Below are 12,931 nucleotides of genomic sequence, written 5' to 3'. Positions count from 1 at the left end.
CTACTATATATTAAAAAATGTATAGTAGCTCTTAAGCTTGTTAAACTCTTTGGAAACTTTTATAATTTGTCCTATGAAACTATATTAAATTTTAAAGGATAAGTAGTTATGAAGGTTTTTTCTAAAATTAAAGACGATCCGGCTTTTAAAACGAACCCCGATAAAGTGATCAGAAATTTCTCCCTGCCTTATCGCAAAAATACTATGGTAGAAATGATAGATGAGCATATAGCAGTTAGATTTTACCGCTCATTTAATAAAAAGGGAGAGCAAACAATCCATAGGCACTATCACTACTCAATAGGCGGTAAGCTGATTAAGTCTTTAGGTAGTGCAGATGAGATAAGTCTTAATGAAGCCAAGGAAACTCTTAAAGGTTTAATGATAGATGATTCTGCCAAGCTGATCCCTGCTAAAAATACTCTGGCAAGCGTTTATAGACAGTTTCGCAGACATAACGGCAATGTTGCATTAGCAACTTCTAAAAGACGAGATATGAGCTTTAAAGCTTTAAGGGATATTTGCGACAAAGATATAAACAAGATAAGCAAAAAGGATATTATGCCGATACTGGATTATTATTACGATAATGAGAAGTACGCCTCCTTGGAAATTTTATTCAAACTTATTAAAAGACTATTCAGATATGCTCGCATAAGAGATATTTCTAAAAATCCATTATTTGCAGAAGAGGTATTTAAGGACTTTTATAATATACCTCGTCGTAGCGAATACCCATATATAAAAGATGACTTGGATTTAACCGTACTTATCAAATTTATCATGAACTATCCTCACCAAATAGGCGTCAAGAATGCTTTGATCTTTGGACTACTTACCGGATTAAGAAGCTCAAACGTAAGAAATTTAACCCATGAGCATTTAAAAGTGGACGATGATGGAGAATACTACTTACTATTCCCGCAAGATGAGAATAAGGTAAAAAGCAATGGAGATGAACATCTGGGGCTTCCTAGAGAAGTAGGGCAATGGCTGCAAAGGTTACACGCTCATAATAGCAGCTGCCCGTTATGCTTTGCCAATACGCAAGGAGAGGTACTAAGCGATATGACTCTAGTTAAAGCGCTTAAAACCTATGCTCCCGTAATAGCTAAGAATAGACTGGTTTTTCACTCTTTTAGAAAGATACTAGAAACCTTTGCATATGAGAAAATACATGAGAACAAGCTGGATCCTTATAGCATTGAACGTACCCTTTTTCATGCACAAAGAGAGATACAAAAGATTTATAACAAAGCTACGAATATTGAGAATACGCGTAGGGTTCTAACATGGTGGCTAGGTTATTTAAAGGGGTTGGGGTTTAAATTTTAAGAAGGTAAAAACAAACTAAAGGGATGGCTTCTTATAAGGTTTTATGCAGTTTGGGATATACAGGGTCTTTTATTCTAAACCTATTGAGAAGCTTACGCACTCCACCAACGCCAAATCCACAAATGTTATAATGCCATAAGGAGCTTAAATTTTATTCTTAAGTATAGAATTGAGCCTTAAGATCACATTCCTACTATGGATAGCGCCTTTAAGTCTATATGCCATGTGTTTTAGAAATTTCCGGATAAGCGGAAAAATGGTAAAGTAGGGGGCTATAGCGAAACCTATCCATGGCTTATCATTCTCTAGCCTGCCGTAATTTCGGTGAAATTTTGGAAAGTTATGAGCAGAATTCACAGTATGGGTTTAGAATCAGAGGTGGATTTGCACGGATAATTAAGAACATGCGAGCTACCTTTAATCTCTTTTAAAAAAGCGCTGGCTTTCCCTTTATGCATATTACTTCTTTACTACTCCTTTCCTAAGCGCTCATCCTCATTTTAGCGTATTGCTTTCTTTTGGAGCACTCGTCTTTTTTGATACTAAAGACGAGTGCTTGCGAGGATAAGGCCGCGATAGATTATATAAATTCTGAAGTATTTCTATTCTTTTAGTTTTACGCTTTTTACTAGGAATTTCTTGCATATTGCATATTAAGCTTTCATATCTTTTAATGCTCGGTTTGTAGGTTGTGCTTCATTGCTCTCCAGCTCTCATAAGCTTACTTTACCTTTATAATCTTAGGTTTACCAGGTTCCTTCATTACCTTTAGATCCATGTTTATTAAAACAACCCCCGTCTTTTAAAGCAGCTCATATCATTTTTTTGTTTTTCAGCTATATTGTTTTCATAAGGTATTTTTGAAATATCTTATAACGTTTTTACTAAGGAGAAAGAATGTTTTATATGTTAAAAAGCCTTTGGGCTTTTGAAGTAACCTTTAAAGTTTATATATTACGGTTTTTCGATGGGTTACGTTATCGGTAATGTTTTATTGATAAGCCTAAGCGTTTATCAAGCATTCTTAATCTTTAGTTCCCCGCTGGCGGTTTGGGGTAATAAGAAAAATCGCAGAGGTGCGTTATAGCTTCGCACATTAATCTAAAAAGCTTCTGTTTTAACTAAATTCTAAAGATGTAACGTCTTTTTGCCCCTAGAGTTTTTTCCCTAGATAGCCTTCTTCTTCGTTTTATTTATTGCCTAAGTGCATTAAATTTGATCAAGGGGGCTATCTGAAAAGCCGCGTGGAGGTAGCGCCTCCGTTAAAGGTTACGGGGCTGTCTCGCTCGTCGCTAGCGGAGCGTTTGCTCGTCTGCCACCCGCCGTTGCGATTATTCCTTGTAGGGGTGTTATTATATAGACAGAATTTTCTATATCTAAGTGGGTAGGATAAACTTTTATTTATTTCTTTCAGGAGTATTTTTTGTCTAGTACTATATTATAAATAGTATTTGATCTTAATATATTTTTATCGCTTGTGGGGATATTATTTGCCAAAGCAGTTCTTTTATCATAGATAGAGCAACCTCTTAGCCTATCCCTTTTAAGGATATTTTATGTGTAGCCTTGCTTTTGATATTTTGGGCTTTGCTCTAATAGAATGCTTGAATATCTAAAGGATATTGAAGATATTTAGGTATGAAGTATTAAGGGTGGCAACCCATCATTTTTTAATCACTCTCCCATATTTTAAAAGTCTTTGGCTATCTTAATACTATACAAGAAAATAGCATAGCTTCCTCTATACTTTTAAAGAAGCCTCTAAGTCTTTAGACTTTTTATCTGTAAATGAAAGTAAAAGAAGAGATTAATAAATTTGAGCTAAGAAGCTTTTAAGATCTTTCTAATATAATCCCCTTGTTCATAAGGACGAAGAAGGCTTTAAGCTCTATCTGTTTTTATTTGTTCTTTGCCTTAAAGAACAAACATCTTACAGATGGGCGCTTAAGGCATTTAGTGAAAATGTATTAATCAGCCTCCTTAAGATTTTAAACCTTGAGCTGCTACAAGGCTTAAGCTAAATTTCTTAAGGCTTGAAACTCCTTAACTCATTTTTGCTTATTATTTAAAGTTTCCTTAAGAGACGATAAATATTTTTATATAGTTTTTTAAAAGACTATATACGGATATTCTATAATCGAGTGTTCGGGGGAATTCTGAGGGTTGTAAAAATTCAACGCAGGACACCACTTTTATTACTAATTAAATCGCAAATTCTATGATTGATCGGTTATATCTAAAAAACCAAAAATAAGTAAGGATATAAAATGAAATTTTTTCTCATCATAATTAGTATATTTCTTTATATTTATATTATTCTTTCGGTGCTAAGTTTTTCACCTTGTGATATTAACGATATGTTGAGGCAAAACTACAATCGTATGGAGCAAAAATGCAGATTAAAATTGATACGACGGGCTAATAATGGCAACAGCGGGGCGCATAGGCGACTTTTCTATTTTTATGAATTTTATTTTTTAGATAGATATTGTGTAGATAAAAAGGCGCAGCAAGAATTAGACAAAGAAGAGCTAAATTTTATTAAAAAATTTCATTCTGGAAATTTAGATCTATGCACAAATAACGACTTTATAGTTGGTTTATTAAAAAAGTGCGTTTTGAGGGAGGGAAATTTCACATTATGTACGGAGCGGATCGGAAAGGAAAAAGAGATTAACATGGATGAAGTCATACATCTATATTGCACGGATAAAAAACCAAAAGAATAAGAGATTTCATGAAAAATAAAATTTACTTTATTGCCGCCGCTATAATATTATTTGCGTGGATATTTTATCTATATAAAGAGCAAAGCGCCTCTTGCGATATAAAAGATCTTTTTATGGGCGATACCGAAATAACAAAAGAGTGCAGGATTGTCATAATAAGGCAATTTGAAAAGAATGGTAACCCGCGCGCATATAAGCGATTGAGTTTGGTTTATGGAAAAATTTTAAGCGAAAGACCGACAGAAGAGGTTTTAAATGAGCTAGATCAAGAAGAGATAGAATTTTTGAAAAAATTGTATCCTGATTCAAAGATTCTATCTAAAGAGTTATCAAATAGAGAATAATCAATTTTTATAAACGCAAATTTGCCATAAAGATGGCTAAATTTAATGAATAAATGAAAAAGGACGGTGATTAATGAGCCTAGAGCTTTTATGCCAGAATTCAACGAATTCTGATAAATTCAGCATCAATTCGTTTGTCGGGAAATTTATATATCAAAGAACCTGGTCGGATTGCGACTATTGGGAGTTAGATAAAACTTTAATGCAGATTTTGAGCTTTTATCATAAAAAAACGCTTCCAAGAGAAATTTTCATCGCAATACTAGCGATATTTAATGATGTTATCGGCGTGGAGGATAAATCGGAAATTTATGTAAGCAATATGTTGTGCGCGAAAAACAGCGACGGCGTAGTGCCTAGCATATATGATAGATTTGAAAGATTAAAGGTTCTGTGCAACAGCATCGTATTCAAAGAAGAATTTAGCAATAGCGGTTTTTGGTATAATCCAAAGGATTAATGCAATGAATCTTGTAAATTTTTATAGAAATACCGCATTTGATGATAGATATGATGCAAATTCGTTCATAGGTATGATTTTAGATAATAATCTATGGTCCGATGATGAATATTGGAAATTGGAAGCCGATTTAAAAAAGATTTTGCGGCATTATAAAAACAAGGAGTTGGACCCAGAAATAATGCAAGGCATTATTTCTATCTCTAATGATATATTTCTAAACGGAAGTTGGCGCGACGTAGATATAGACGCAAAAAGCGAATGTTTTAAAACGTATAAATATCAAGAAGATACAAAGCCGAATATTTTCGATAGATTTCGCCGTATAAAAAGCTTATTATTGGCGGTTGCCTCAGGGGATGAAAATTTCTATAAAATCAAATTTTTCTATGAAAATTAATATAAATGATCTTTGCTTCGCAAATAAGGTGTATAATTTAGCAAAAGCAAAAATTACGGTGGATAAAAATGAAAAAGTTATTAAATTTGACAAATAGTAGTTTAAGGCTGAGCGATATAAATTTTTAGCAGCTTTAGTGCTTCTAAAAACTGGATCGGTTTCTTTGAGATCGAAAGCAGGGGCTGGCTAAGCGGCGTAAGCTTAGCGATAAAATTATTCGATAACTTTTTTAGAAAATATAGCGATGAAGTATTTATCGTAAGCGCTCTAATGTGTGATAATAAAGCATACAAAAAATATAAAGCAATCTCGCAGGTAAAGCCGTTATACGATAAATTTAAAGATCTTGGAATTTTGCAAGAACAAAATGAGTATTTTTCTCTGGCTAGAGATAAAGAATATCCGTTGCCCGCTATGTGCATAAGAATGGATATTCTAAAATGGGACGACATAAAAGAGCTGGCTAAATTTTTAATGTGCTATGATTATTCTATAAACGAATGGTGCTTTATAGTTTTTCCGAGTTTAAATTTAGCCGTCTATCCGCATGATAGCAAGGGTTTTGGCTGTATAGGGCTAAACGACGAGATTAAATATGGAATCAACTTTTTAAAATTTTGCGAGAAAAACAGCAAGGCAAAAGTGACGATAGATAAAAAAGAGGTTAATTTGAACAAAGCGGTTTTTCTTCTGCCTAAAAATAATGAAGAGCTATTTTCCAGAGCGCAAAAAGTAAGAGAGATAAAAAGAGGAACTTTGTATGCCGATCCGAATTTAATTAAATTTATTGCTCTTAGCGGCTCAATCAAAGATCTGAAAATATCGCAATTAAAGCAGCTATTGCGCGAAGGCCTGATCTATCTTGACACAGGAATATTTTTTATCAAGAATCTTAAAAGGGAAAGAATAGCTACAACAGAGAACATTTTAATTAATTCTTCAATATATCAAGGCTTAAGCGATTTTGAGTGGTCGATCAATGAAGTGGAGATCAAAAATCCAAATTTAAAGGAAGATGATTTTATTAAAGAATGCCTTTTATTTTTGAAATTGGTAAAGGAAAAGATCGAAAATATGGATATTGAGAACAGTAGATTTGCTTTATGTTTGGATTTCTATAATATCGATGAGCTGAGCGCGGATTTCGAGCTTTATACTTTAAGAGATAATGAAAAGATCGTAGATTTTTCAGAGGCTAAATTTAATCAAAGCTCGGTGTATGTAATTGTATGAAATTTATTTTCTCGGCATGATTAAAGTATAAAATTTATAACTATCATCCCAAAAGGAAGGCATAAAATGACATATATAAAAACGTATCTCGACGTGATGGAGATGAGCGATTTTTTTGGTTTTTACCCGGATGAAATAGATAGCGATATTGGAAAATATACGTTCGAAATAGACGGGCTAATATTTACATATTGTATAGTCGAGGGATGGGTGGAAATTACTATAAAAGCAGGCAGGGAGACAGCTGTGGAATTTACCGCCGAATGCATCGAGTCCTTAAACATCAGAAGAAATAAAGATGGCGAATTTATAGAAATAGGACAAAATTTTGCTATAGACATAATGGTGCAGATAGAACTGTATATAAGACCGAAAATTTTATTAAAATATGCGAGTTTAGAATGCTAGATGAAACCCATATCCCAATAAAAGGAAACCCAAATGCAAATTGATGGAAAACATATATTTCGCAAGGGCGTGCTTCTGTACAAACTATGCGTAATGGCTTCTTTAGAATATCAAGATAAATATCTTGTGCACGCTACAGATGAAGATTGCGAAAATCCTAAGGAGATGGTATATTTTTTATGTGATTCTTGCGCTAATGCCCTATTGGAGGAATTTGAATTTTGCTTCTTGCCATACGAAAGGGATGCGCTAAGAGAGCTTAGGTCTCTTATTCTTAAAAACTTTAAGGACGATAGATCATTATACGTAGAAGATTATGAATATTTGGTCTATCACAATAAGTCCTGGATAGAGGTCAGGGAGTTGGCCTTAAAAACAATCAAAATTTTCGGATATGATTTAGATGACTTCAACTACGACTAAAAGCCTTATAAGGATAAAATAGAATATGTATAAGCAAATAAAAGAGCTGCTAGAAAAGAGCGGCATAGAATTGAGCGATGGTTTGAAAGAGAGCGAAATAGACAAAATAGAGCAAATTTATGAGTTTAAATTTCCAAAAAGCCTAAGAGATTTTTTGTCATATACATTGCCTATTTCGGTAGAATTTTATAATTGGAGAGACTTTAGCGATGAAAATATAAAGGAGATAAAGCAGGCTATGAACTACGTCTTTGAATATTTAAAAAACGATCCTATTGATGAAATTTTTCCAAATGAGGGCTATTGGAATACGCAAAAATGGGGTCCGATGCCCGAAGACCAATCTCGCAAGCGAGCCATTATACTAGAAGCAGCCAAAATAGCGCCTAAGATTATACCTATATATTCTCATAGGTATATGCCGTGTATTAAATTACCGGATCCACCGGTCTTATCTATATACTATACCGACGTCATCTATTATGGGAAAAATTTATATGACTACTTTTTGAGGGAATTTAGCAAAAATCCTCTTGAGCCGGTCGGAAAATGCCCGTATGTGCCTTTTTGGTCTGATTTGTACTAAAATTTAATAAAGGCGAGTTTGCGTTAATTTACGTTTGTTTGATTTTTAGAATTTTAAGAAAATATGCGTTAGCATAGTTGGGGTGAGGAAAAATGATAGAAGTAGTGATTGACTTTGACGAGTTGCAAAAATACAGAAGATATATCGATGAGTGGCATGATTATTGTCCCAAAGAAATAGAGAATAAGTTATACTCATATTTATCTGAAAAGCTTTCTTTGCCGCTGCGTATCGGTCCTGATGCATTCGCGGACTTTTTTTGGTTTCTACGATTTAAAGAATGGAAAGACTACAGCGAGGAAGAATGGGAGCAATATGAAGATAAGGAGGAATGGGAAAGCTATAGCGAATATATCGAGGAAAAAGAGGAAAACTCACGATACGGTTTAAAAAATAAGCAGGGCGTTCGAGACGATTTAAAGCTAATTTTCTTACATTTTGATGCATTCAAGAAAAAATACAGCGATCTGGCTAGGCAGTTGCTAGACGTGATACAATTTACGCTCTCAGAAACCGCTAAATACCCAGATCACGATGACTTGCTTGATATTCAAATAGAAATTCGAAGCTAGAAGATTATGAGGTAGCAGTGATAAATAAATTTAAGGAAAGTAGTGAATGAGACATGGCAATTCGATATTTTTAAATTTATTCCGTAATTACGAAGATGAATTTGCCGGAGTCGGTCGGTGTGACTTTGTAATTTATTTGAAAGAGCTGGTTAGGGCTGGAGAATATGGTATAGCGCTGGAAGATTTTTTAGTTCAAATGTATGAATATGATATAAAAATTTCTTCTAACGACTTAACAATTATAAAAAATTTATGCGAAGGCGTGAATATAGGTAGTAATCTATGGTCGGTTCTAAGTATTAAAGCGACGGGCGATTAAAAATATACCGAAAGAGGGTCAATGATAGAGGAATATATAAAAATAATAGAGGATTTTTTGCAAAACAGAATCGACGTATTTAAATTTGAAAAGATATATTGGGATAAATTTATGAATGATAAAAATTTTCCCGATGAATATTATGAGCCGCTTAATAGACTTCTTACTGACATCGATGAATTCGAACCAGACGAAGAGTTGAGGGGTGATGATACGGTAGGCGATTCATTAAGTGAAGAGGATCTAAGGGAGTGCGCGAAAAAGGCTTTAAAACAAATTACGCTTTTAAAATAGTAGTTTTATAAAATGATAATTTTTGCGAGAATTTTAAAAATATATTACGATATAATGTGGGCAAAACCCACATCCCAATAAAAGGAAACCCAAATGCAAATTAACGGAAAAGAGATATTTGAGAAAGGCGGTCTTATGTTTTATTTAAGCCGAATGGCTTCTTTGGAACATCAAGATAAATATCTAGTGCATGCCACAGCTAAATCTTACGAAGACCCATCAGAAATGGCGGAACTACTATGTGATGAATGCTGGCGAGCCCTTGACGAAAAATTTGAATTCTGCTTCTTACCCTATGAAAGAGAGATCTTAAAAGAGCTTGCAGAGCTTATTTATAAATACTTTAAAGATCAAAGCCTGCTAGAAGGAGATACCTACGATTATCTAGTCTATCAGAACAAATCCTGGATAGAGGTCAGAGAGTTGGCCTTAAAGACCTTGCATATTTTCGGATATGATTTAGGCGACTTTGACCTATTATATTAAGCTTACGGAGACAGCGCTTAAATAAAAAGGAAACCCAAATGCAAATTAACGGAAAAGAGATATTTAGGAAAGGTACTCTTATGTGCCGTCTAAGTCGAATGGCTTCTTTGGAATATCAGGACAAATATATCGTTCATCCCACAATCAATAAATATGAAGATCCGTCGGAAATGGCGGAACTCTTATATACCGAATGCAAGAACGCTTTATTGGAGCGGTTTGAATTTTGTTTCTTACCATACGAGAGGGATGCGCTAAGAGAACTTAAGGAGCTTATAGATAAGTACACTGAAGATGACAGTATATTAAAGGGGGAAGAAGATGGTGACTATCTAGTATATCAGAATAAGTCTTGGATAGAGGTCAGAGAATTAGCTTTAAAAACTTTACATATTTTCGGATACGATTTGGACGACTTCGACTATGATTAAACCCGGATTAGACCTGGTAGAATGAAATTTATCCTACATATCTTTACTCTGCTGCTATGCCTAAGCGCTCAAGCTTTCTTGGCATACGTAAGCGGAGCAAGCATAGACTCGGCTGCAAATTTAATCCTAAACGCCGCAAAGGACGTAAATATAAATAGCGCGGAGGAGAAGCTAAGCTATAACTTTAAAAGCAAGGGCGGATACTATAAAGAGGATATCGTTAAGAATACAAGCTCCAAACTTAACGCCAAAGATAATATCTTAATCAAAGCGGACGGTATAGCCATAAGCGGAGCGGATATTAATGCGCATAACGGAGATGCTTTGCTGCAGGCAAAGAACTCCATAAATCTAAGTGGGGATGTCGATAGCAACTACTACGAGAGCGAATTTAAAGAGAAGGGCTTTGCGTCTAAAAAAAGCACTACTACTAAAATTCTAAATCAAAGCGTAGTACCTACCAGCATAAGGGCTAAAAATATAATGCTTAGCTCGCAAGAAGCGGATATCAATATAGCAGGCTCTGCGTTAAAAGCTAAAGAAGCCATAGATATGCAGGCGGGAAACAATATCAATATATCGCCTCTAAGCTATAACTCCTTAAACTATAAAAATAGCTCCAAATCCTCTTTGGGCGGATTGAAAGCCAGCATGGATATGCACTCGCTTTATAAGCAAAATTTACAAAGCTCCTCCCTATCTAGCGAAACAGCAGATATAAACTTAAGAGCAAAGAACGATCTAAGCTTAATATCTGCGGATATTTCAAGCGGACGCAATCTAAACTTGGGCGCGGGAAATTCCATAAATATCCTAGCAGCCAAGGAGTATAAGCAGGAGCTAAGCGCCCATAAAAGAACAAGATTCAACCCTATATCGGTTCTAACATATTCCGGTTTGGTAGCAGCATCTATCATAGCTCCGGAAAATGCTATAGCTGCTATAGGAGTAGAAAAGATAGGCGGCAAGACCTTTACTGAGATATATAGATCGGATTATAATAGCAAGCAGGTAAAAGAGGGTATATCGAAACTATCTGATATCAAAGCTGCGGGCGATATAGGCTTAAACTCTCCTACAGCTTTTATAACTTCAAATATGAAAGCAGGCGGAGATATAAATATAGACGCCAAAAACCTAACTATATCCGCTGCCGCTAACGAATATAGCGAACAAAGCTTGCAAAAAAGCACCTCTGTATCTGTTGCTAAAGTAAAAGATATTCTAAGTCAGATGAAGCCTAAGTCCTTAGATGAATTTAAGAAGGATACCAGTATCAAAGTAAAGTTAGCCGATGCCTCATACGATAAATCCAATACGAACTTATACGGTACCGAGACCGTCTCTTCTAATATGGAAGCTAAAAATATAACTCTTAGAGGGGATAATAGCCTAAGCGTTATAGGCTCAAGCTTAAAGGCCAAGGAGGATCTTAACTTAATATCCAAAGATGGAAATATAAATATAATAAATTCCACCGATACCGCAAGCTCCTCATCTAATTCTAAACATCTGGAAAGCTCCATATCTCTTACCGTTCAAAACGAATATGCCCAGATAGCTCCTGCGGCTATCGCCTTGCAAGAAGCGATAAAACAGCTAAATCAGACCAAAAAACAATATAAGGAGTATAAGGATCAGAAAAATGCTCTGCAGGATAAACTTGTCGAGTTAAAGAACCGCTATAAGGCTAAAGAGGTAGGCATAGACTACTCCGATATCGAAGACCTGCAAAACATAATAGAGGACGTAAAGGACGAGGAGAAATACTATTTATCAAATATCGCTCTAGCCACTGCCAACGTAGCCTCTAAAACCGCCGCCCTCATCTCTCAAGGATCTGCCGCATCCTCTAGCTGGGTTACCTGGGGCTTTAGCGTAGGCGCCTCCGCAGAGCTTAGCGGAACCTCTTCTAAAGATAGTTCTAAATCAAGTAACTCCGTAGCCTCTAATCTTAGCGGCAATAATATTAAAATTTTAACTGATAGCAATAAAGATACCGCTATAAATATCAAAGGCTCAAATTTATATGCTAGCAATGATATATACCTAAACACTCATAATCTATTTATCGATGCTTCGCAAGATAGCTATGAAGCTAAGCAAAGCTCTAAAACCATAAGCGGAAGAGTATCTGCTACCATGTATGGAGGCGGAGGAGGAAGCGCAGGGCTTGATTACTCTAAAAGCAATATGAAAGAAGAGAGCCTTAGCCACAATAACGCTAAAGTTTATGCAGGACATAATATATACGCCTTAGCTAGTAACGACGCTTTAATAAAAGGAGCAAACCTTAGAGCGGATAATGCTTTAGCTTTAAAGGTAGGACATGATCTAAGCCTTCATAGCTTAAGAGATAGCTATAATTACGATAGCAAATCAAGCTCTATAGGGGCAGGTATAGGCATAAGCGGCAGTAAAACAACCTCCGATCCGGACAATCCCTATGACATAGGCAATAACATAGTAAGGTATAAGGATTCCAAGCTTTCAAGCATAAACGCCAACTACTCCAGATCCAAATCAAGCACTATGGTAAAACAGACCGTGCTATCTAGCATAACCGCTAAAGAGTTAAACATAGAGGTAGGATCTAATACCGATCTAAAAGGCTCACTAATAGCCGCAGGCTACTATGATGAGAATGGAAATTTCATAGATAACGGCAAGCTTAGATTAAAAACAGACAGCCTAACATTCTCAAATTTAAGCAACACCAGATACGACAAATCAAATTCTTTAAGCATAGGGGCAAATTATGCTTTTAAAGATCCGCAACAAGAAGGAGGAAGCAAGCATAGCGACAGCCAAGCTAGTGATAGCAAGAATGCTGAAGCTAAAGATAGTGCTACCGACCCTAAGTCTAAAATTTCATCGATTAACTACGCTAATAATAGAAACCTATCCTACT

Annotated in this window: 15 protein-coding genes; all 15 read left to right on the top strand. The window is 35.4% G+C overall.

All coding sequences use genetic code 11. The annotated features are described in order from the left end of the window. Positions 1–108 precede the first annotated feature (108 nt). Positions 109–1,335 carry a tyrosine-type recombinase/integrase gene (locus Q0257_RS03580; RefSeq protein ID WP_298021633.1) on the top strand — a complete coding sequence of 409 codons (1,227 nt, stop codon included), beginning with the start codon at positions 109–111 and terminating at the stop codon, positions 1,333–1,335. 2,267 nt (positions 1,336–3,602) lie between these two features. Beyond that, positions 3,603–4,064 (top strand): hypothetical protein, encoded by a 462-nt coding sequence (locus Q0257_RS03575; RefSeq protein ID WP_298021631.1) that lies wholly within the window; start codon positions 3,603–3,605, stop codon positions 4,062–4,064. A gap of 8 nt (positions 4,065–4,072) precedes the next feature. Then, positions 4,073–4,408, top strand: a complete 336-nt coding sequence (locus Q0257_RS03570; protein ID WP_298021628.1) for a hypothetical protein — start codon at positions 4,073–4,075, stop codon at positions 4,406–4,408. A 73-nt stretch (positions 4,409–4,481) separates the two neighbouring features. Then, positions 4,482–4,868, top strand: a complete 387-nt coding sequence (locus Q0257_RS03565; protein ID WP_298021625.1) for an Imm41 family immunity protein — start codon at positions 4,482–4,484, stop codon at positions 4,866–4,868. A gap of 4 nt (positions 4,869–4,872) precedes the next feature. Continuing rightward, positions 4,873–5,268, top strand: a complete 396-nt coding sequence (locus tag Q0257_RS03560; protein WP_297942899.1) for an Imm41 family immunity protein — start codon at positions 4,873–4,875, stop codon at positions 5,266–5,268. A 270-nt stretch (positions 5,269–5,538) separates the two neighbouring features. Further along, positions 5,539–6,501: a hypothetical protein gene (locus Q0257_RS03555; RefSeq protein WP_298021622.1), complete on the top strand. Its 963-nt coding sequence runs from the start codon at positions 5,539–5,541 to the stop codon at positions 6,499–6,501. A gap of 66 nt (positions 6,502–6,567) precedes the next feature. Further along, positions 6,568–6,909: a hypothetical protein gene (locus Q0257_RS03550; protein WP_298021620.1), complete on the top strand. Its 342-nt coding sequence runs from the start codon at positions 6,568–6,570 to the stop codon at positions 6,907–6,909. Positions 6,910–6,942: 33 nt separating this feature from the next. Further along, a complete protein-coding gene (locus Q0257_RS03545; protein ID WP_298021617.1) occupies positions 6,943–7,332 on the top strand; it encodes a phytanoyl-CoA dioxygenase in 390 nt (129 codons plus the stop codon). 25 nt (positions 7,333–7,357) lie between these two features. Then, complete coding sequence (locus Q0257_RS03540; protein WP_298021614.1) at positions 7,358–7,918, top strand: hypothetical protein; 561 nt, start codon at positions 7,358–7,360, stop codon at positions 7,916–7,918. Between the two features lie 92 nt (positions 7,919–8,010). Then, the gene (locus tag Q0257_RS03535) at positions 8,011–8,490 is read left to right on the top strand and encodes a hypothetical protein (protein WP_298021611.1); all 480 of its coding nucleotides are present in this window, start codon (positions 8,011–8,013) and stop codon (positions 8,488–8,490) included. Positions 8,491–8,536: 46 nt separating this feature from the next. Next, entirely contained in the window at positions 8,537–8,809 is a 273-nt protein-coding gene (locus Q0257_RS03530) for a hypothetical protein (protein ID WP_298021608.1), read from the top strand. Between the two features lie 21 nt (positions 8,810–8,830). Then, positions 8,831–9,103 carry a colicin immunity domain-containing protein gene (locus Q0257_RS03525; RefSeq protein WP_297941414.1) on the top strand — a complete coding sequence of 91 codons (273 nt, stop codon included), beginning with the start codon at positions 8,831–8,833 and terminating at the stop codon, positions 9,101–9,103. Positions 9,104–9,196: 93 nt separating this feature from the next. Then, a complete protein-coding gene (locus tag Q0257_RS03520) occupies positions 9,197–9,589 on the top strand; it encodes a phytanoyl-CoA dioxygenase (protein WP_298021606.1) in 393 nt (130 codons plus the stop codon). A 38-nt stretch (positions 9,590–9,627) separates the two neighbouring features. Continuing rightward, a complete protein-coding gene (locus Q0257_RS03515) occupies positions 9,628–10,020 on the top strand; it encodes a phytanoyl-CoA dioxygenase (RefSeq protein WP_298021603.1) in 393 nt (130 codons plus the stop codon). Positions 10,021–10,041: 21 nt separating this feature from the next. Next, positions 10,042–12,931, top strand: a 2,890-nt coding sequence (locus tag Q0257_RS03510; RefSeq protein WP_298021599.1) for a hemagglutinin repeat-containing protein, incomplete at its 3' end; no start/stop codon positions are given.

Origin of the sequence: uncultured Campylobacter sp. (assembly GCF_938018035.1) — a bacterium.
Classification (GTDB): Bacteria; Campylobacterota; Campylobacteria; order Campylobacterales; family Campylobacteraceae; genus Campylobacter_B.
This window is presented reverse-complemented; position numbering and strand designations above follow the sequence as displayed.

Excerpts from the sequence above, each read along its gene's own strand:
- Q0257_RS03575 (WP_298021631.1), top strand. The coding sequence starts at position 3,603 with ATGAAATTTTTTCTCATCATAATTAGTATATTTCTTTATATTTATATT.
- Q0257_RS03525 (WP_297941414.1), top strand. The coding sequence starts at position 8,831 with ATGATAGAGGAATATATAAAAATAATAGAGGATTTTTTGCAAAACAGA.
- Q0257_RS03515 (WP_298021603.1), top strand. The coding sequence starts at position 9,628 with ATGCAAATTAACGGAAAAGAGATATTTAGGAAAGGTACTCTTATGTGC.
- Q0257_RS03540 (WP_298021614.1), top strand. The coding sequence starts at position 7,358 with ATGTATAAGCAAATAAAAGAGCTGCTAGAAAAGAGCGGCATAGAATTG.
- Q0257_RS03560 (WP_297942899.1), top strand. The coding sequence starts at position 4,873 with ATGAATCTTGTAAATTTTTATAGAAATACCGCATTTGATGATAGATAT.
- Q0257_RS03565 (WP_298021625.1), top strand. The coding sequence starts at position 4,482 with ATGAGCCTAGAGCTTTTATGCCAGAATTCAACGAATTCTGATAAATTC.
- Q0257_RS03580 (WP_298021633.1), top strand. The coding sequence starts at position 109 with ATGAAGGTTTTTTCTAAAATTAAAGACGATCCGGCTTTTAAAACGAAC.
- Q0257_RS03530 (WP_298021608.1), top strand. The coding sequence starts at position 8,537 with ATGAGACATGGCAATTCGATATTTTTAAATTTATTCCGTAATTACGAA.
- Q0257_RS03555 (WP_298021622.1), top strand. The coding sequence starts at position 5,539 with ATGTGTGATAATAAAGCATACAAAAAATATAAAGCAATCTCGCAGGTA.
- Q0257_RS03520 (WP_298021606.1), top strand. The coding sequence starts at position 9,197 with ATGCAAATTAACGGAAAAGAGATATTTGAGAAAGGCGGTCTTATGTTT.
- Q0257_RS03535 (WP_298021611.1), top strand. The coding sequence starts at position 8,011 with ATGATAGAAGTAGTGATTGACTTTGACGAGTTGCAAAAATACAGAAGA.
- Q0257_RS03550 (WP_298021620.1), top strand. The coding sequence starts at position 6,568 with ATGACATATATAAAAACGTATCTCGACGTGATGGAGATGAGCGATTTT.
- Q0257_RS03570 (WP_298021628.1), top strand. The coding sequence starts at position 4,073 with ATGAAAAATAAAATTTACTTTATTGCCGCCGCTATAATATTATTTGCG.
- Q0257_RS03545 (WP_298021617.1), top strand. The coding sequence starts at position 6,943 with ATGCAAATTGATGGAAAACATATATTTCGCAAGGGCGTGCTTCTGTAC.